The following is a 21,254-nucleotide window of genomic DNA, read 5'->3' as shown; positions in this document are numbered from 1 at the left end:
TTGACGTAAGTGCTGATGGTTGACTGACCACTATTGGCTGTGGCGCGACTGGTGATAACCAGTCAGGATTAGTTTTAACCGGTATTTGTTGGGCATTTTCAGTAGCTCCTTTTACTGTGTTTTTGCGCTGAGTCGCTGGTGATGAATGCGTCGGGATGCGCGTTTTTTAAGCCAATGGATGATGCCGGTAATCAATAAGGCCAACGGCGCAAAGCCGACAATCAGCACCGCAATTTGGCCGGGTGTACCGAGAATTTCACCGTTATGAAGAGGTAACTGGATGTTGATAAAAGCATCGCCAGCGGCAAATTGATTGGGATCGCGCACCGTCAGTATTTCGCCGTTGTACTGATCCAACCAGAGCATGGTTGCGCCTTTACTGCGGGTTTCGTTGGGTTGTTTGCCGCTGACCATGAAACTGCCATGGGCATCGGCAGGCAGGTACAACCGTTGCAGTTGCATTTCGGGAAAACGACGTTGTGCATTGCTGAGAATGGTTTCGTAGGCCAAGGCCTCGGTGCCGATGGCTTTGGACTTAACGGCACGCGGTACTTCGTGCACACTGGAAAACACATTGACCGCCGGCTTGAACACATCCGGGAAATTGAAGTAAAAGCCGGAAAGCGATACGGCGAACAAGACGACGGCGGTATAAATGCCGACGGTTTTGTGCAAATCAAAATTGAAGCGGGTAAAGCTGGCATTGCGCTTGATAACCAGCGCTTGCAGCCATTTGCCGGTTTTGGGCCACCATAAGTAAATACCGGTAATGGTCAAAACCAAGGTCAGCAGGGCGGTAATGCCCATCAGCCATTTGCCGAACGGGTCGACTAATAACTTGTAGTGCAGGCGCAAGATAAAGTTAATCAGGGAGTCGTTGCGGTCGCGATGTCCCAGCGCTTGGCCGTTGTAGGGATTAACCATAACTTCGTGGAAGTGATGATTGTGTCCTGGGCCATCGTGGGGCACTTGGTAACGTACAATCAGTGCTTCATCGGGATGTTTGGGGAGTTGAATATGGTGGGCAGGGTGCTTGATGGGGGAAACTTGGTCAGCGGTGGCCAGGATGTTTTGCAAGGGTTGTAGGGACGATCCGGCTTCTACGGCCAGGATGTCGCTGTTCAGCCAATGATCAATCTCTTCGCCATAAACCAGGATGCTGCCCGTTAATCCGGCAATGGCCAGAAACAAGCCCAGCCATAAGGAGATGTATAAATGCAGTTTGAGCAAAACCTTGCGTAAGGTGATTTTCCGCAGCCACTCTAAACGCCTTGCAGAGGCGACAGGACGGTGAACGATTGAGTTTTCCTTCGCGGTAAACGGATCGATGACAGACATAACAAGCTCCCTTAGGAATCAGCACAACTTGGATGCGCCAATGGAGCAAGGTCTGCGCCATATCTGAAAATACAAATAAGCTCAGTGATTTGTTGGGGCTTAAATCGGCTAGTGCTTAAGTAGAGTGGGTTATTTCACACACCACTGGTTTGCGGTGTGTGAAATACCCTATTTGTGGATTAAACGAGGTGACGACCGCTACAAAGAGGTATTGAAAAAGCAGCCCGGCCTCTTAGAAGCCGAAATGAGCGATGTACTTCCGGCAAGGTTTAGTGCGCTACGGGCGGTTATTTTAAACTGCCAAGTTTTTCGGATGATCAATAAACGGTTGTTAGCCACGCCTAGCGCCGGCGCGATGAAGAGTCTTTTTGCGCTGTACCTAAATCATCTGTGGTTCTGCAATCACCGCCAAATATGGTCTAATCTGCCCCTTTTTTAATCTGTTTCCATCGCCGCTATGTTTAATTTTAAGGTGCTTGGTTTTGCCTATTGTTTGGTCCTGGCTGGATTATTGTCGGCGTGCGACGAGCAATTGACTATATCTTCGACCCATTTACCGGCGTTAAGCGTCAACCCTCACAATCCGTTTGATACCCAAACGCAGCCCGCGCAAAACCTGTTGAGTTTTGATGTGTATGTCGATAGGCAAACAGTACATGCTGCGTTTGTCACCACGCCAAGCGGCAGTAAGCAAACCTCGATTGCGTATATGCGTTCGGAGGACGGCGGCTGGCATTGGTCGTCACCGGTGGTGTTAAGTCAGCAATTCCCGCAGCCCGTAGAGGCGAAAGTCGGTAACGATATACAAATTGCCGCAGCCGGCGACAAATTGTTGATCGTCTGGCAAACTACCGGCGAATTGCCCGGCATGGGGCCGTTATTCACGGTTTATTCGAATGATGCCGGCAAAACCTGGCAGCAAGGCGTCAAGCCGACCGGCAGTGATGCGGATCAGTCCCATCATGAATTGCTGGCAGATCAGGAAGGTCGTTTTCATGCTGTCTGGTTGGATGATAGGGACGAAAACGGTTATCAGGGGGTGCGGTATGCGCGCAGTAGCGATGTCGGTAAGAGTTGGGAATTGGCACAGACTATCGACGATTCCAGTTGCTCATGTTGCTGGAACCGCCTGGCTATCGGCGCCGATGGCAAATTGAATGTGCTGTACCGGGATATGAAACCGCGCGATATGGCACTGGCACAAAGCGCCGATGGCGGCGCCAGTTGGCAACGGCTGAGCACCGTTGGTGAGTTCAACTGGATTTTCGACGGCTGTCCGCATAACGGCGGCGGCTTGAGCGTGGCCGGAGACGGCGCCTTGCACAGTTTGGTATGGACCGGCGCGGACAATCAGGTCGGGCTGTATCATATGCAGTCCGCTGATGGCGGCAAAAGCTGGGCGCCGCCGCAACGCCTGGGCGAAGCCGGCGCGTTTCATGCGGACATCGCGTTCGGCGCTGGGCGCTTAGTCGCGGTGTGGGATGCACTGGGGCCGGAAGGCTCTAAAGTGTTTGTCTCGGAATCCGTCGATAATGGCGAACATTGGTCGGCAAGTAAGTTGCTATCATCCGCCGGCGCTTCGGCGACCTTCCCGCGCATCGTCGCCACGCCGACGGGCTTGTTGGCAATGTGGTTAGAGCAAACGCCCACCGGCAAGCAATGGTCGGCGGCGGTTTTACAATGATTTTTATACTTTAAGAGGTGGTCATGCCCAAGTTAGACATAACAAAAATAATAAAACCCGGCTTGTTGGCGCTCGCGTTATTCAGCCCGGTCTCAGTATTTGCGCACGCGATTCTAGTGAAATCGCAACCCGCCAAGGACGAGACCGTCACCGAATCGCCCAAGCAAATCGATCTGTGGTTTAACGACGCAGTCCGCAGCGAATACAAAGCCCTGGCCGTCATCGACAGCACCGGCAAGCGGGTGGATAACCACGACGTCGCGCAAAGTCTGACCAATGGTGCCAATATCTACGCCACTGTGCCAACACTGGCGCCGGGCACCTACACTATTCGCTACCGCGTGGTTTCCGAGGACACTCACATAGTCACCGGTAAATTCGAATTTACCGTCAAACCCTAGTCTGCATTCTTCCATCGGTTTATTTCTATGAATATTCAGCGACTTCCCGTCTTTTTTATCGCCGGGCTCGTGGCCTGCGTGGTTTTACTCAGCGGTTGCGACAAACTTGGCTTCGGTACCAAACAATCTAATGCACTGGGCAATCGTCCGGATTTGGATTGCATCATCGCCAACGATTTTTACGCGGTGCACTTCAGCGCTTATCTGCAGCCGGATAAAAACGATAAAAATCCTGATCCTAAAGCGGCGTTCGTGCCGTTTTGCCAGAAAATCCCCAGAGCCGGCAAGATGTTTTTCACCGCCGATTTGATCGACCGCGATATTCGTGCGACGCCGATTGGCATTAAATTGGTGGAAGTGGAAAAAACCGGCCAGAAAGCGCCGGATGATGTGCGTGAAATTCGTACTGTCGCCGAAATCCCGTCCAAGCTGTATCCGAAAGGCGCGGTAGAAGCGCAAGCCGATGTGGATAAAACCGGCGATTATGTGCTGTATCTGTTGATCGGCGAAGCAATGGAAGACGATGATAAATTCCGCATTGCGCTGGAAGTGGGTGTCGATCCCAATGGCGCCGATTTACCACTAGCGGCAATAGGTGGCGTGGTGGCCTTGGTGCTGCTGGTGCTGCTGGTGCTGGGATTTTTGGTTTACCTGCACAAACGTAGAAAAGCCGCGCAAATCAATGGTAATGGGGAACAGCCCTAATGACGAGCGGATGGAAAATGCTTAGGCTGTTTGCCCGCTGGCAATGCCTGCTGCTGGTTTGTTTGCTGCTGCCATCGGGCTGGGCAGCGGCGCACGCCCCTGGCCTTAGCTCAATCGATGTGACTGTCAAATCCGACCAAGTTATCGTTAAATTGACCTTTGCCCTGCAAGACATCGAAGCCTTTGCGCCGATGGATAGCGACCTGGATGCGGAAGTCAGCGCCGCGGAGCGCGAAGCGGCCAAGCCGGACATCGCCAAAATGCTGGCTGCGCAGTTGCGGGTCAATATTGATGGCGCTGATGTGCAAGCCGTGGCGCCGGGGGCTGTCGTTTACGACGAACAGAACAACGCCCATGTCGAATTTATTTTTCAATCTGTGCCGCACCAACAGTTACAGGTGCAATCCAAGTTATTGGCCTGGCTACCTGACGGGCATCAGCAGTATGTCACGGTGCGCGACGCCGCCGGTAAAACGCTAAGCGAGAAAATGCTAAGCAGGGCCGACGACCAGTTGCAATTGGCATTGTCTCCTGCCGATCAATCCGTGGCGCAAAACGATTCCCGATTTTCCGCGTTTGCCGATTTTTTAAAGCTGGGCATCGAGCACATCCTCACCGGTTACGACCACCTGTTATTCTTGTTTGCCTTGCTTGCAGTCACGCATAGTTTCTGGCCGGCGATCAAGATCGTCACCTTCTTTACCATCGCCCATTCCATCACCTTGGCGTGTGCAGGGCTGAACATCATTGAGCTACCCAGCAGCTTCGTAGAACCGGTGATTGCGCTGACCATTATTTATGTGGCCGTGGAAAACATCATGCGCGGCGACCACCCCAAGGGCCGGCAATGGCTGACCTTCGGCTTTGGTTTAATTCACGGCTTTGGCTTTGCCAGTGTGCTGCGGGAATTGAATATTTCCAGCGGCGACACCGGCATCTTGTTGCCCTTGCTGTCGTTTAACCTAGGCATAGAAACCGGCCAAATCGCCGTGGCATCGGTGGTGTTGCCTATCATCTGGTGGCTGAATAACAAGCCTGCATTTGCCGAGAAATTCTTGAAAGGTTGTTCGGCCATGGTAGCCTTGATGGGGGCCTATTGGCTGTTGGAGCGGACGGTTTTGTAAACCGCCCTTGACTGGGCTGCCGAGCATGGGAAGAGGCAAACACCCGGTTGACCCAGGATTTTAGAGATTCCGGGACGTCTTGAATAGCCAAGACCATTGACCTCTGCAAAGACGCCTGCGCCGTCAACTGTGACAGCGCAGGCAACGGGTTTCGCATTGCGCTACCCATCCTCGAAATTTGCCATCCCAGTCCCTTAGGCCGGGTAGCGCAACGCGAAATCCATCAATCAGGCCCTCGTTTTTCGTTAAATTGTAAACAATCCCGATCTAAAGCTGTGTTTATTCGCTATTTGCAATAGAATACAAACCATCCCCTTCTCAACAGCTAGCTCTCCGGAGAATTTGACATGACTGATAAAAAAGTGACGTTAAAACAGGAAGACCAAGACCGCGTAATCGAATTACCGGTCACACCCGGCACCATGGGTCCGTCCGTCATCGATATTCGGTCTTTATACGCACAGACCGGCCATTTTACTTACGACCCCGGCTTTACCTCCACCGCCAGCTGTACGTCAAAAATCACCTTCATCGACGGCGACGCCGGCGTACTGTTGTATCGGGGCTATCCCATCGAACAACTGGCGGAAAAATGCGATTTTCTGGAAGTCTGTTATCTGCTGCTGAACGGCGACTTACCCAACGGCTCCGAAATGAAAGGCTTCGTCACCACTATCAGCCAGCATGTGATGGTACACGAACAGCTGATCAAATTTTACAGCGGCTTCCGCCGCGACGCGCATCCGATGGCGGTATTGGTAGGCGTAGTCGGCGCACTGTCGGCGTTCTACCACGAAGTAATGGACATCAACTGCAAGGAAGACCGGTACATCTCCGCCATCCGCCTTATCGCGAAAATGCCGACCATGGTAGCGATGTGCTACAAATACAGCATCGGCATGCCATTTATCTATCCTAAACGCAAGCTCGGCTATGCGGAAAACTTTATGCGCATGATGCACGGCGACCCTGGCGAAGATTATCTGGCCAATCCGGTGTTGGTCAGAGCGTTGGATAGAATCCTGATCCTGCACGCCGACCACGAACAAAATGCTTCCACCTCCACCGTGCGTCTGGCCGGTTCCAGCGGCGCCAATCCTTACGCTTGCGTCGCGGCCGGTATAGCTTGCCTGTGGGGTGCGGCACACGGCGGCGCTAACGAGGCGGTGTTGAATATGCTGGAAGAAATCGGCGATGTGTCGAAAATCGGCGAATACGTGGCCAGAGCCAAGGATAAAAACGATCCGTTCCGCTTGATGGGTTTTGGTCACCGGGTTTACAAAAACTACGACCCGCGCGCCAAACTGATGCGGCAAACCTGCCACGAAGTGCTGGACGAATTGAATCTGAACGACGACCGTCTGTTCAAACTGGCGATGGAACTGGAACGAATTGCCCTGGAAGACCCTTACTTTGTAGAGAAAAAACTCTACCCCAACGTGGATTTCTATTCCGGCATCGTGTTGCGGGCCTTGGGTATCCCCACCGAGATGTTTACCGCCATCTTCGCCTTGGCCCGCTCGGTGGGTTGGATCGCGCAATGGGACGAAATGATCTCCGATCCCGAATTGAAAATCGGCCGCCCGCGCCAGTTATATAAAGGCGTGACGACTAGGGATGTGAAATCGATTTCTAATCGGTGATAAAACAAATAGTTAAGTCCCCTATCCTTCTGGACAACTGCACTTAACTTAAAGACGGGCAGCCCCTTCTCCCTCAGTACCCACTGGGCATAAAGGAGAAGGCTGGAATGAGGGGATCAATAAAGTTCTTTGCCTTATTTATTCTCCTCACCCCAACCCTCTCCAGCAGGAGAGGGGGCTTAACTTAACGGTATTAACTCTAGCTCTCTCCCTTAGTAAGGGGGATTTTTGGGAGGTTATTTAGCGCATTGGTTGATGACCTTTAAGAAGTAACCGCCGAACGCTTCAACACTCTAATCTGCAAAAAATCCCAGGCAAAACGCAGCAGAAACACTGGGTTGGTGGAAAAATAACGCTTAACCAGCCGCCTATCCTTAGCCATCCGATAACACCATTCCAACCCACTTTTTTGCATCCACAGCGGCGCCCGCTTGATGTGTCCGGAGTGAAAATCAAAAGCCGCGCCCACCCCCAATTGCACCGGCGCATGCACTCTATCCAGATGCGCCGCAATCCATTTCTCCTGCTTGGGCGCACCTAAGCCCACCCAGAGAAAATCCGGCTTGGCGGCATTGATCAAATCGACCAGTTGTTGATCTTCTTCTGCGGACAAGGGCCGAAACGGCGGAGAATGCCAGCCCACCAGCTCGGCTTGCGGATAGCACTTTTGAATATTGGTAACCAAATCTGCCAACACCTCATCCTTGCCGCCCAGAAAAAAATGCCGCCAGCCCAACTGCTGCCCTTGATCCAGACATTTCAACATCAAGTCCGGCCCGCAAACCCGCGTCTTAATCTCTGCTTGATGCACCAGTTTGGCGTACCAAACCAAAGGCAGACCATCCATGGTGGACAAGGCTCTATTGGAAATATCACGTAACTCATGATCGGTAAGACAGGCTACCGTGGTATGCACGTTGGCGATACAGACCTGATGAGCTTGGCCGCTGGCGATCCACTCCTGAAATAGTTGTAACGTAAGCTCGTAATCCAGGATAGGGAAGCGAATTCCGAAAATATCTACTGACTTGATTGACTGCATTCCGTGCTCCATCGGGCGGTTAATTGAAAGAGGTATTATTGATTCTAACATGCAGTTAGCATCGCTATATTCACGCCCGGAGTCAATCCCCGCTAGCGATTGATAAACAATGCAGGATGGTTAAACAAGCCAGAAAATCCTGGTGAGTCGTCCCGCAAAAGGCAGTAACCCTGACAATCAATTTCCCATATCTAACAGTAATAACGAGTATTTCGGATAGCTAAACGCTTGCGGAACGCCGCCAGCGCTCAAATTGCGTCTGCGCTCCAGACTAGCCTATAGTCACCAACAAATACTAGGCGGCAACCCCCTGATAATTCATCGCTGCCTACAAAACATCCGCCGTTACCAACCAAGGCCTGTAGCGCGCCAACGCACCCTGTGTGACTGCTCACGAATCCTCCAGGAAAGGCTTGAAAGCAGGCTACAGCAAACCATTAAGATTTAATTAAAATAAAAATTTGGCTTGGTTATCAAGCCATTATGTTTTACGCTGTGCCTAGCCTCTAATTTCATCCGCTTATAACTCAACACGGCAGGCAAGCGCAGACCGCTTGAGATACACATCAACCGTGCTGCTTTTGCCTAACCGGACGAGACGTAATCATTAAAGGCGCATACCAATAAAACCAGGATGGGTTAAATATACACCAACGTCGATATGTATCGAACAAATAGGTTGTTATCAACACATTTCAACAGCATGTCAGAACGGCGCGCTTTAGTTCAGCTGTTAGTCCGGCGCACCAAATTAGCTCATTAAAATTAAACACAACCTGACTGCGGTTGAAAAAGCGTTACTAGAGAGGTTCCGTACTACGTTATTCAAAAGAGCTGCTAGTCTTGTTTATGTGTTGGCGATGCAGAACCAATGGAATATCCCGCAGGTGACCCAATTCTGAAACAATTTCAAAGTATCTTCGTAACCAAGGACCGGGACACCATCCCTCAAATATTAACTGAATTAGCTGACTGTATTCCGTGGTCTGTCAGGCTATTGGAGCATGAGTTAATAAAAGGAGAAAATTATGTTATACAAATTTATCATTACTCTAACAATTGTGACTTTCGGCGCGGCAGCAGCGGCACAGGATTTCTACGTGTCTCCCACGGGTAGCGACAAACTAAACGGGTTATCCCCTAGCGTCAATTTCTGGACTAAAACAGGCCCATTCAAAACAATTACTCGTGCCCAGCAAGCTATCCGGAAATTAAAAGCTGATGGTAAGTTTAATCAAACGATTACCGTGCACGTCGGCCAAGGCATTTACCGATTGCAAGCCCCGTTAGAATTTAACGACTCCGACTCTGGTTTGCCTGGGCAAGAAATTATTTGGGAGGGAGTGAAAAATGAAACCTTTTTGTCAGGAGCAATGTTACTAGACAACTGTGAACCTTTTGACATTACTAATCCCCTTGGAATCCTCAGTTGCTCAGTAGATAACCATACTATCGAACAAATCAAAACAGCATCAAATCCGCGAATTGCGGGCGAAGCACCTCAATTCGAACTCTTCGTAGATGATGTCAAAATGCATCTGGCTAGATGGCCAAATAATAGTTGGCTCTACATTAGAAATGCGGTAACGACTAAAACCGAATTTAAAGTATTTCAAAAATTGCCCAAGCTATCAGGGGATCTAAGCAAAGCACAAGTGCATATTTTTCCGGGAAATGATTTTTTCGATCAATATATAGGTATATCGATGATCGACACGGCAAATAATCAAATAACACTGTCATCTAAAACACACCCCAAACTGACAGGAGCGCGACGATTTTACCTACAGAATTTCGCATCCGCATTGGATGCACCTGAAGAGTGGTTTTACGACGCTAATCTCGGAAAAATATACTTTATCCCCCCTAAGGGTAAAACGGGTCAAGAAATATCTATTTCACGCGCCAAAGGCTTATTGTCCATTGATTCGGCAAGTCATATAGAATTTAAAAATTTTGCCATTCAACACGTGACTGCTGACACGATTAAAGTATCAAACTCAGAAAATATACTCCTTGATACCCTAAAAGTAAGTGACGCCGGCGGCAAAGCAATTATTGTAACGGATAGCAAAAACATAACCATATCCAATTCTGAACTTTATAACTCCGGCCAAGGAGGAATATTTATATCCGGTGGAGACCGGCCCAAATTAGAATCCTCTCACAATCATGTTTACAACAACCATATCCATGACTATGACACCATACTTTACAATTATTCCCCTGCCCTAGAGCTTGCTGGCGTAGGAACAACTATCAATAATAATCTAATATCCTCTGGTTTTGGCGTTGCGCTTCTCATCACCGGCAACGACCACCTGATAGAAAAAAATGAAATTACAAATATTTGTCAGCAATCGGGAGACTGTGGAGCAATATATTCAGGGAGAGACTGGACGTACCGCGGCAATATTATCCGCTACAATAATATCCACGACCTGGATGGCTACACTTTAAATGGTAACACCTTAGACATAGAGAATAGTGTAATACAATACACACGAGACGGAGCAAGAGGAATATATCTTGACGATGCCGCAAGTGGCTACACTGTTTTTGGAAACATTTTAAATAACCCAGGCTCCATGGGTGTACACATAGGTGGGGGGCGGGATAATTTAATTGAAAACAATATTATTCTCTCGGATAGGCTAGGTATTTTTGTCGACTATCGCGGCTCATTTTTCGACTGGAACATACCTAGAGACAGCTTAAAAAGCATGCCGATAACAAGTTCGCTCTGGCAAAATAAATACCCTAAAATTGGGGCCACAATGCATGTAGATACTTGGCCAGAAGGAAATATATTTAGACGAAATGTAATTATATCAAGTAAACCTGATGGTCGTGCCCTACGTTATTGGATGCCCAAAGAGACAAATATCGTTAGCGACAATGTAGTCTGGCATACAGCGGCTGACTTTAAAGTTGATTATACCTTGCTAGACGTTCCAGTAAGAATAAATGGTGGTACTTGGACGAATTGGGTCAACAGGGGGATGGATACAAAAAGCTTAAATGCGGACCCCTGCTTAAGTATCTCGAGAAACAGTATTAAGATTAATTGTGCCGATTCGCCTCTCTACCAGGTCGGCTTTCAACCCATACCTTCTGACATTGGTTTAATTGCCAATTGATAAAATTATTTTAATAATTAATAGCCCATTAGAGCAGTCTATTGGGCTTTTTATTAATTAAGAACCACAAAACCCAAACACCGTTATATGGTACAGCTATTGCAATAATGCCAACAACCTCTCTGTGCTACCTATATGTTTCCGCCAATTCAGCTTAACGTGAACAACTATGACGAACCCTATTAAATATATATTTCTAAGCACAGTCGTTTCCTACTCTGATTTTGCTTCAGGCCTCGATCTATTTGTATCCCAAACTGGTAGCGATCAAGCGAATGGACTAAGCGCTAACTTGGAGCAGGCAGGTGGAAATGGTCCTTTCCAAACGATTGAACGCGCACAGCAGGCAATTAGAACTTTAAAAACCGATAGGAAATTTACCGAGCCGGTAACAATCCACATTCAATCAGGCACCTATACCTTAAGTAACACCTTATACTTCGACGAGCGAGATTCTGGAACCCCATCTAAAAAAATACATTGGCTTGGAGAAAATGGCCCTGTACTAATATCGGGCGGTATAACCCTTCAAAATTGTAAGCACGAAATCAGCACTATCTGGAGCTGTAAGACAGAAAACACGGGGCTTGATAATATCAAATATAATGCAGCAACCCGAAAGCACGGCAACATTCCTGGTTTTGATCTGTTTGTCGGCCAACAAAGACTGACCCTTGCTCGCTGGCCAAACACTGACTGGGCCCATATTAAAACCCCACTCGACAAGCAAACCACTTTCAGCAGCTTTGAAAAGCTCCCAGAAATTAACAAAAATGATCTCAATAATGCCCAAGTACACATCTTCTCAGGCAATGATTGGTTTGATGAATATATTGGCATATCTTCAATCGAGCAAGACCAAATTACCTTGGCAACTAAAGTCAAATACCCGTTGGCCAGCGGAAGAAGGTATTATCTACACAATATACAGTCTGAACTAGACTCACCAGGCGAGTGGTTTTATGACCAACCCAATAATACAATAAAGTTTATCCCACCAAATAACTCAACTCAAAACACCATAACTGCCGCAAAATTAAAAAACTTGGCGATAATAAACAATGCCAATAACATTGATTTTAGCAATCTGACATTCAGCCACAGCACTGACATCGCTTTTACGATTAACGACAGTAATCACATCACTATCGATCATTTTGAGTTTAGCCACACTGGGGCGAAGGCCATTGAAGCAAAAAACAGTAACAATGTAGTCTTCTCTAATAGTCATGTCTATGACACTGGAGAGGGAGGGATATACATTAGCGGCGGAAACAGGAATACTCTAGAGTCTGGCAATAATATCGTTCACAACAACCATATTCATGATTTCGGTAATATTTTAATGACTTATACGCCCGCCATAGAGATTGCCGGCGTAGGCGCTAGGATTACACATAACCTGGTTGAACAAAGTCCTGGCGGTGGGATATTAATAAATGGCAACGACCATTTGATAGAGAAGAATGAAATTCATAATGTCTGCGAACAGGCGTCAGATTGCGGTGCGATATATTCTGGTAGAGACTGGACATATCGCGGGAATGTTATTAAAAATAATAGTATTCACGACCTATCGGGATACGGCTTAAAGAATGTTGACATTGCCAATAATATCATTAATTACGTTCGCCCCAGTAATGTAAAAGGGGTGTACCTTGATGATGGAGCGAGTGGATTTACTGTGATAGGCAATATTTTAAATTACGCAGGTTATGCAGCCATATTTTTAGGCGGGGGGCGCGACAATTACATAGAAAACAACGTTATCTTGACGGAAAGCTTCGGCCTATGGATTGACAATCGGTGGCCTGATTATAAATGGTCTGAAAATAAAAAAAGCCTAACCACCATGCCGTATAGAAACCGCACATGGTCTAACAAATATCCTAAACTAAGCGAACCAATGCATAACGAAACATGGCCAGAGGGCAATAATTTACAACGAAATATTATAGTATCCACGAATGCAAAAAACTCTGCTTTTCAATATATATTGCCAAAGAATAGCAATTACTTTAATCAAAACTTAGTATGGGGCGATTTGGGCCAAATAAATGTTGACTATATTATACTCGATGAAAATACCAGACATAATAGCGCGACATGGCAGGGCTGGGTAGAGAAAGGATTAGAAAACAACAGCGTCTTCGCCGACCCTTGTCTGAAAATCACGGGAAACCAAGTATCATTTTGCCCACAATCCCCTGTTAGCAACATTAATTTTAAGCCTCTCCCCACAGATATCGGTATAATTAAATAATTGATCAGCTCAGTAAGCAGGAAAAAGCTTTTCCCGTAACACTAGAAAAGGCTTTTCAATTAACTTTGTAACCGCTACCGCCAATAAAATTGCCCCTATATATTTAAAAATCAAATCCATACCTGGCGTCACATTGAATAATGTGAATTTCTTGACAATCGCTTCAATAATCCTAATCATAACAAACTGATAAACATACATTGCATAAGAATATAATCCCAGCCAAGCCACCCCCTTTATTATTAAATTATTTCGGTCAAAAACTCTGAGCCTGTAACAATACAGCAGAAACGCCCCCGCAGTTAAATATGCAATTGTATGCCTTACTGTCAATTTGTAAGCGGGGCCGCCGTCAAACCTAATCAAAATTAAAATTCCTGACGCGAATATAATCAACAGAAGAAACTTCATTGAAGCAACCTGATTAAAATTTTCTTGTTTAAAAATCTTTAAATACGCCAAAAACATACCGAAAGCCAATGCATCAATTCGATAATGTGTTTGGAAATATATCTTCTCCACATCTACTGAATAATAGACAGCCATAGATCGAAAAATCAAGCAGGCAATCCAAATAACAGGAAGCACCAACACCATAGCGTTTATATTGCCGGACTCTCGCTTACTGAACATTAAAAAACCAAACGCAAATATTAAGTAAAAGTGCTCTTCTACAGCTAAGCTCCATAAATGCTTAAGTGGTGTAGTATAATAATTCTGGACATGAAAAACATTTTGCAGCAAAAACGTCTCCCACGAATACCGGCCAGAAACTAGCAACAAAAGTAAATACACATATAAAACGGGCCATATTTTAAATGCCCGCCTTATTAAAAATTTCCCCGCCCGGAACCTTCCTGTTCTTTGGTATTCAGCAAATATAAGTCCACCAATCAAAAATCCACTCAAAACAAAGAATAGATCCACACCAGCCCAACCTAATACCCTCCCTGGCATCAAAAGCATATCTACCGCTAATATACCAGTTAATGTCCCATTAAAATGCCACCCCATAGCAAGAAGAATAGCAATTCCCCTAATAAAATCCAAATACGTTTCCCTGGTTTTCATATCGAAGTTTCCAAAAGCTACAGCACCGAATTGTAGATTTTCATTAATGCAGAATAATTTTCTTCATCGGTATATTTTTCGTAAAAAACGCTCCTAGCATTCTCAGAGAACCGTTCGAGTTCTTTGGGATGATCAATGAGCCACTTAGCCTTATCCGCCAAATCATTCGCATCAGTCGGCGTAAATAATAATCCGGTTTTACCATCCTCAATAATGTCGAGCATGCTGCCTAATCTTGATGCTAGCACGGGCAATCCGTGAGCGAGAGCCTCCACCAAAACCAAAGGGAACCCTTCATACCATTCGGATGGAAGCACCAAAAAGCAGGCCTGTTGCATTAATACACTAATTTCCGAAGGGGACCTCCTGCCGAGAACGGTTATATTAGCAATACCTTGAAGGCTATCTTCAAGCGGTCCGCTACCGGCAATCTTCAACTCACACTTACCTTCCAACTTGGACCAAGCTTTAACTAATTTTCTAATACCTTTTTCATCACTGATGCGCCCAACAAATAAGGCAAAACCAGGTTTAGCTTTTGCCATCGGCGCAGTAACTTTATACGGATCCCCGATAAAGTTAGGCTTAATCGCTATCTTTTCGACAGGAAATCCCGCTTGAACAAATTTGCTTTTCGCAAATTCCGTCAACGCTATAAATTTATTAACTTTGTTAGACCAAGTGCCTTGGTTACGATGATGAGAAACCATATGCGCCACCACCAGACTTCCCATTTTCGAACCACGGTAACAGCCGTATAAAACGGCTTGATAAGGTGACCCTGAAATACATTGCTCGCATATTTTGCCCCCCCGCATCAGGATAGCACCTGGACAAATTAGACGGTAATTGTGCAGGGTCTGCACAACAGGAACGGCCTCTTGAATGCAAGCGTCATAAATAGATGGACTAATTTGCGGAAAAAAATTGTGGACATGAACTATATCGGGCTTGAAGGCTTTTAATCGCTGAAGGGCGATTAACTTACTATCCCGCGAATATCGCGTACTAAGTGCAGTTTTGAATTTACCAAGTAAATTGCTTGGTAAATTTTTGTTATCGACCTCCCATAACTCAACGATATCCCCGTGCGACATCAGTAACTCCGCCTCCGCAGCCACTACACCATCCTCACCGCCAACTTGCTGGTATCGATTATGCACCATTAGTATTTTCACTAAAAACCCTCGCTTTCTAGCTATTGGCTATTTTTATATTTAAGATAACATTTCTTTTACAACACATAACAGGTGTTTGCCAAACTGAGTAATTCAGTGCAATCCAATTTACACATCTAGTTCGCAATGAAAGCCTTTATGCCATCAACAAAATTTGCCGCCATATTTTCTATAGTAAATTTCATACTACTATCTAACGCATTTGTACGTAATTTATTCAGCGTATCATCATCTCGAAGCACATCATCAACGGCTTGCGCATAATCCCGCTCATTTGCACCCGTCATTATTCCATTGACGTTTTGATCCAGATATTCTATTTCGGGACTATGATTGGGAATATCACAAGTAAAAAGAGGCAAACCTGCGGTAAAGGCATCCAATATGGCCAAACCAACCAGCCCAGGACATAAAAATAATTCCGCTATTCTAAAAGAAAGAGCCTTTTGTTCCGCAAACAATGGCCCAAGATATTTAATAAAGGAATAATTATCTGAATATTCCTTAACTATTGCCCGATCCGCACCATCGCCTACGATAATTAACACAAAGTTTGGGTTTAGCTCTCTAATAAGTAGTGCTGAATTTAGCAAAAATTCTATTTTTTTTTCTGCGTATAAACTACCACAATACAATCCAACACGAGAGTTCACTGAAATACCTAGCTCGTTCTTAAACTGCATCACCCTATCAGAACTCTGCTCGGCTAAAACCTTTCGGAAATTTGATGTGTCGACACTATTATTTAAAATAGTGATTTTTGCCGGGTCATAGCCTAATCCAGCAACATAATCTGCTACGCCTTTAGTATATGCAAACCACCAGTCACAATGAGTTGAAAGCCTTCTTTTAATAAGCTCACGAAAGGAGCTTGTATTACCCTGTCTATTCTGCCCATGCCCCCAATAAGCAAATTTCTTAAAACCACCCCATCGCAAAATAATTAATATATAATTATGAATATGCTTGTTCGCTTGTTCAGTAATAACAAAATCAGCCCACAATATATGACTAAAGTTAGAGTGCAAATAATGCAACCTCTCATTAAACACCCAATGACTTTTTTCGACGATACAGAATCCGTTACTCTCGCATATATTATCTGCTTTGCTAATCTCGTATTTTGGGGGACTTCCGGAAACCACTCTTAACTCATGCCCGCACTCTTTCAGGAGCTCGGACATCTTGACAAACAACGGCATTCGATATTGCTTCAGCATCGGCTGGAATATTAATATATTCATATTTTTTATAGCATAATAAAAAATTCAAAAACCAATCAACATACAGACAAACAGCAACTTGGCCGCTTGATATATACTACCACCTACACACCAATAATTTGCAACTTAAAGATGCTATCAAAACTGACGTAATATTCATGCAACTAAAAACCATTTTAATAATACAGAACTAAGCCACTAACAATCTGTTGAACTAAAAACCCCACCCCTTCAAATCATAAACGCGAATCGAAAATCAAACCTTATACTAAGCTCGCTCTAGCATTCAGAGACAAAATCAAATAAATTTTCCAATTCTCAACTAATTTTTATATCGAAAGCTTGGCTTTAATACCAAACCCATATTAATTATCAAGCAATAATAGGCTTTCACCAGCCTGACGGCTATAGCAAGGCGTTTAACACGAGCGAGATTTAACGAAAAAATCACATGGAATAACTCTTTAATCTCAAATACGTACCAAATATCCAAAGCTATAATATCAGCCCAGACAACCTAAGTGTGCGCGGACCAAAACTACGCAACTTTACGCCCTAGTTAACCTAGCCAACCAATTCTTACAAAAAAACCTTATATACGCTATTATTAAGCTCACATACAAATAAGCAATTCCAATTACCAGCGGCGATCACAATGGAACGAAACGCGAATATCGACATCTTGAAATTTACATTATCGTTTATGGTTATTGCCATACACTCACATTTATTAATTGAAACATCGCCAACAATTAATCATTTGCTGGAAAACGGCATCCTTAGAATTGCAGTACCTCTATTCTTCATCATAAATGGATATTACTTATTCGCCTTTTTCAATAAAAATCGCTTAATCGGCACATGGATAAAAAGGGTGACCGAGCTTTACTTGATATGGATGATTGCTTACCTTCCTCTTTACATACCCAGCGCTCTAAATGCAAAATAAATCTATCACTTCATCGTCACCCTAGTGTTTGGCTACCATCATCTTTGGTATATTGCCGGACTATTTGGATCAGGCTTACTTCTTTACTATCTAAAACAAAAATCGGACATTGTGATTTTTTGTTTATCATTATCACTATTTGCAATAGGGGTAATTCTCCAGTATGCATCTCTATATTGCACGTATGAGAATACAACAATTCAGAAAATTTTATCCAATTACTGGATCTATAGAAACTTCCTGTTCTTTGGGTTTCCTTTCTTATCGATTGGTTATTTAATCAATAAGAAAGACTTAGCTACGAATATCTCCAAAAAACTCCTTACTATTGGCATTTTACTTTCGGCTTTTTTGATAGCCATAGAAATATTTATAAATTTTGAGCGAGAGCCGCACACCAAAAGTATTGACTTTTATTTTACATTTATTATTTTCTGCCCACTAGCCTTTATTCTGATAGCAAACAATAAACACAAATTAAAAACCGACTATTTATCTAAGTCCGCAAGCGCCATCTATTTTACCCACCCATTCTTTATTTTTTTACTAAAAACGCAAACACCTATTCAAAATGGGACTCTATTGTTTTTACTAACAGCAATTCTAAGCCTACTTTCTACCTACCCATTATTCAAATTGAGCAAACGATTCAAATCGTTGCTTTAATATTTAAAATCGAAACACGTAGCCATTAGACTAACTACTTTAAGCCATTCGAATTTTTGAAGATCAATAGAAAGCCGGCATTATCCCCCCACCAAAATTTTCCCTTTTTTCTTTCATGAATAGCTAGACAAAACCACTATTAGATGACCTGTTATCTTAGAAGATCATCATAAGTTTCTTCTAATTTTGCAGTACACGATAAAATATTAAAATTATTAACAACAAACTCTCGGGCTTTCTTGCATTTTAACTCGAGCTCAACAGGGCTTGAAAGCAGCTGGTCAATTTTATCTGCCAACGAAACATAATCATCCTCATCATACAAAAAGCCAGTTTCGCGTTCACTTAGCGCTTCTGCAATCCCACCCGACCTCGTCGCAATTACAGGCAACCCACATGCCTGCGCCTCAATCAGCGCGATACCAAAAGCCTCAGTTTGACCGGAGGAATCCATTCTACTTGCATGAACATATAATGCCGCGCTACTTAGCTCCTTTACCACTGCATCATGGGGCGCCGCGCCTCGCCATTCTATATGCTTCGAGATACCAAGTTCATTGGCTAAATGCATAAGTCGACTTGTTTCCGGACCTTCGCCTATTTGGATCAACTGCAATTCAGGGTGCTTGACTACCAATACTGATAAAGCCCGTATTATTGTGTCGATGCCTTTCCAGCCAACATGTCTAGATACGTTAATTAAACGATTTTTCACGACATCTCTGGAGGATACGTTGAACTTTGATATATCCACACCGATATATTCAACCGATATTTTATCAGGCGGGCATCCTCTAGCTATTAAGCGACTTTTCAAATACTCCGAAACCGCAATTACCTTTGATGCATATCTATATAATTCCTTTTCTCTGAGCAAGAATAATAAATTGGATACCCTACCCGACTTGAATTGCACCCACCTTGACTGTTGCACATCAAACCCGTGGAAAGTGACAACCAGAGGGAGTTTTCTACGTTTTGCAAACGACAATATCATTGCCGCATCAGGACCAAAATGCGCATGTATTAATGAGGGCATTTCATCTACCGTAGCTAACCCAAATAGGGTAAATAAAATCCTTTTCCATAATACCCCCTCGCCCAAATTTATGCATTTTAAGTTCTCAAAACCATTTAGCGAGGTGTTTTTTACTGTGTCTCTACACCAAATCACTCTGTCATAATGCTTATATGCAGATAACTGAGACGGTATAAACGCCTCTGAAGGCACAAGAAAAACCGTACGATAAATAGCAATCAATTTTTTCATATATAAATTCTATATTACCAAAACACAAATTAAGCAACTAAGTTTTAGTACTCAACATAGCAAACCGCTTAGCGGCCTACTAAATAAGGTTTAAGTTTGTATGACTTTAATATCTGAGCGCGATATTAAAATAGCCAGCATTAAATAAACAAGAATCGCAAAACCTTGCATAAATATCTGATCGCCTATTTCCAGTAATGAATATACCAACCCAAAATACAGAATTATCAAAACAACTGATCGAAAATATCTAAATACCATTGGCTGAATACTTTGAGATACAACTCGAACAAATATTAAACTCAATAGCTGGGAAAGCAATGCCGAGCATCCTGCACCAACATAGCCGTATATCGGAATCAAATAAAAGGCTGACAATAGCCCAACAATTGCGGAAAGACCTATCGTCCAAATACTCCAATGGGTTTTTCCTTCATTTAGAGTGCCAATGTTCATTGGCGTTATCATTGCTGTAGAAACTGCAGCGCAAAGCAATAAGCCCATCGTTATGCTGTCAAAACCATTTATTTTATTGGCATACCAACCAATCAATTTAGGAGCCAGGACCCACATACATGCTGCCGCGCAGAGATAATATATGAGAAGGAGGTTTGTTGCCGCGTTAAAAAAAGCGGCACCTGCATCCTTATCTTTGGCGTGACGGAAACGAGCAGCCGGCCACCATAGATTTATTGGCGCGGAGGCAAACGCTAACGCCCCAGATAATTTTGCCATTGTAACGTACCCAGCTAGTTTATCTGGTGCCATTAATGCATCAATAAAATAGCGATCTCCATTTGTTACAAACAGAGATAACGCGGACGAAAATACAATTGGCATTCCATATCGCACTGCTGATAAATAAACTTGCTTTTTATCTGTTGCTGAAGAAATGACATTATGGACCATTTTAGTATTTACTCTAGAAATGAAAAGCAAAGCCATAAGATCCAGCAGTATTAAAATCTCTATGTAAGTAACGAGTTCAATCGTTACCTCCAATAGAGTTAACACTGCCAATACAACACCTAAAAAACCAAACTTTATCCAAACCACCTTAACGTAAGCTTTGACATCAGACTGACCTCTTGAAATTGATTGCCCTAACAAAATAAAGCTTTCAAGAAAGGAATACACAAAAACCACGCCGAATATTACTATGGCGTTTTCGAAGCCTAAATATCTAACGGCAACAAACGCACCAAGCGCACTTATAATTATGGATGGAACTACTCCATATCTATATTGCAACATATAAATATATTTAGGTGATATTAAATCACTGGCAAGCAAACGAATATATCCATGATTAGCACCTATCAAGCCAAACTGGGCCAGCAGTAACACGAGGGGCTCTAGTATCGCCCAAAGAGCGAATTCTCTTGCACCAACAATCCTTATTAACAATGGCACACCTAAAAACGCTACAAGCCCTTGTAGCAAAGTAGCCGCACCGTAGCCAAATACTGTTTTTACAGCAGCTAATTTCATTTCTTTACTTGCACCCTTCAAAAAATCCCTTTCATAATAACTATTTAACCAATTTTACCATTGAAA

General features: G+C 44.3%; 14 protein-coding genes and 1 pseudogene. 8 read left to right on the top strand and 7 right to left on the bottom strand.

The features are described from left to right. Window positions 1-111: 111 nt before the first annotated feature. Entirely contained in the window at window positions 112-1,338 is a 1,227-nt protein-coding gene (locus ACMXD4_RS01590) for a PepSY-associated TM helix domain-containing protein (RefSeq protein ID WP_415879650.1), read from the bottom strand. 457 nt (window positions 1,339-1,795) lie between these two features. On the opposite strand from ACMXD4_RS01590, the gene ACMXD4_RS01585 reads away from it, so the two are divergent. From ACMXD4_RS01585 to gltA, 5 genes are all read left to right on the top strand, one after another. Continuing rightward, the gene (locus ACMXD4_RS01585) at window positions 1,796-3,022 is read left to right on the top strand and encodes an exo-alpha-sialidase (RefSeq protein WP_415879649.1); all 1,227 of its coding nucleotides are present in this window, start codon (window positions 1,796-1,798) and stop codon (window positions 3,020-3,022) included. A gap of 23 nt (window positions 3,023-3,045) precedes the next feature. Then, window positions 3,046-3,423: a copper resistance protein CopC gene (locus ACMXD4_RS01580; protein WP_033158186.1), complete on the top strand. Its 378-nt coding sequence runs from the start codon at window positions 3,046-3,048 to the stop codon at window positions 3,421-3,423. Between the two features lie 27 nt (window positions 3,424-3,450). Continuing rightward, on the top strand, window positions 3,451-4,128 hold the full coding sequence (locus tag ACMXD4_RS01575) for a hypothetical protein (RefSeq protein WP_415879648.1): 678 nt from the start codon (window positions 3,451-3,453) through the stop codon (window positions 4,126-4,128). After that, the gene (locus ACMXD4_RS01570; protein ID WP_415879647.1) at window positions 4,128-5,252 is read left to right on the top strand and encodes a HupE/UreJ family protein; all 1,125 of its coding nucleotides are present in this window, start codon (window positions 4,128-4,130) and stop codon (window positions 5,250-5,252) included. Before ACMXD4_RS01575 ends, ACMXD4_RS01570 begins: the two co-directional genes overlap by 1 nt. A 347-nt stretch (window positions 5,253-5,599) precedes the next feature. After that, a complete protein-coding gene (gene gltA, locus ACMXD4_RS01565; protein ID WP_033158189.1) occupies window positions 5,600-6,895 on the top strand; it encodes a citrate synthase in 1,296 nt (431 codons plus the stop codon). A gap of 262 nt (window positions 6,896-7,157) precedes the next feature. Here the strand turns inward: gltA and ACMXD4_RS01560 are convergent, their stop codons facing one another. Then, complete coding sequence (locus tag ACMXD4_RS01560) at window positions 7,158-7,937, bottom strand: WecB/TagA/CpsF family glycosyltransferase (protein ID WP_415879646.1); 780 nt, start codon at window positions 7,935-7,937, stop codon at window positions 7,158-7,160. Between the two features lie 1,028 nt (window positions 7,938-8,965). Between ACMXD4_RS01560 and ACMXD4_RS01555 the strand changes: the two genes are divergently transcribed. Next, window positions 8,966-11,077 (top strand): right-handed parallel beta-helix repeat-containing protein, encoded by a 2,112-nt coding sequence (locus ACMXD4_RS01555; protein ID WP_415879645.1) that lies wholly within the window; start codon window positions 8,966-8,968, stop codon window positions 11,075-11,077. 169 nt (window positions 11,078-11,246) lie between these two features. Further along, entirely contained in the window at window positions 11,247-13,340 is a 2,094-nt protein-coding gene (locus ACMXD4_RS01550) for a right-handed parallel beta-helix repeat-containing protein (protein WP_415879644.1), read from the top strand. 9 nt (window positions 13,341-13,349) lie between these two features. Here the strand turns inward: ACMXD4_RS01550 and ACMXD4_RS01545 are convergent, their stop codons facing one another. The 3 genes from ACMXD4_RS01545 to ACMXD4_RS01535 form a co-directional block, all read right to left on the bottom strand. Further along, complete coding sequence (locus tag ACMXD4_RS01545) at window positions 13,350-14,411, bottom strand: acyltransferase family protein (RefSeq protein WP_415879643.1); 1,062 nt, start codon at window positions 14,409-14,411, stop codon at window positions 13,350-13,352. A 17-nt stretch (window positions 14,412-14,428) separates the two neighbouring features. Then, a complete protein-coding gene (locus ACMXD4_RS01540) occupies window positions 14,429-15,589 on the bottom strand; it encodes a glycosyltransferase (RefSeq protein WP_415879642.1) in 1,161 nt (386 codons plus the stop codon). A gap of 116 nt (window positions 15,590-15,705) precedes the next feature. Next, window positions 15,706-16,833, bottom strand: coding sequence for a glycosyltransferase family 4 protein (locus tag ACMXD4_RS01535; RefSeq protein ID WP_415879641.1), 1,128 nt, complete (start codon window positions 16,831-16,833; stop codon window positions 15,706-15,708). Between the two features lie 634 nt (window positions 16,834-17,467). Here ACMXD4_RS01535 and ACMXD4_RS01530 point away from each other — a divergent pair. Then, a pseudogene (locus tag ACMXD4_RS01530) lies at window positions 17,468-18,427 on the top strand (acyltransferase family protein). 151 nt (window positions 18,428-18,578) lie between these two features. On the opposite strand, the gene ACMXD4_RS01525 reads toward ACMXD4_RS01530, so the two are convergent. Beyond that, window positions 18,579-19,697: a glycosyltransferase gene (locus ACMXD4_RS01525; RefSeq protein WP_415879640.1), complete on the bottom strand. Its 1,119-nt coding sequence runs from the start codon at window positions 19,695-19,697 to the stop codon at window positions 18,579-18,581. 90 nt (window positions 19,698-19,787) lie between these two features. Further along, complete coding sequence (locus ACMXD4_RS01520) at window positions 19,788-21,188, bottom strand: lipopolysaccharide biosynthesis protein (protein ID WP_415879639.1); 1,401 nt, start codon at window positions 21,186-21,188, stop codon at window positions 19,788-19,790. Window positions 21,189-21,254 lie beyond the last annotated feature (66 nt).

Origin of the sequence: Methylomonas sp. TEB (assembly GCF_047777895.1) — a bacterium.
GTDB lineage: Bacteria > Pseudomonadota > Gammaproteobacteria > Methylococcales > Methylomonadaceae > Methylomonas.
This window is presented reverse-complemented; position numbering and strand designations above follow the sequence as displayed.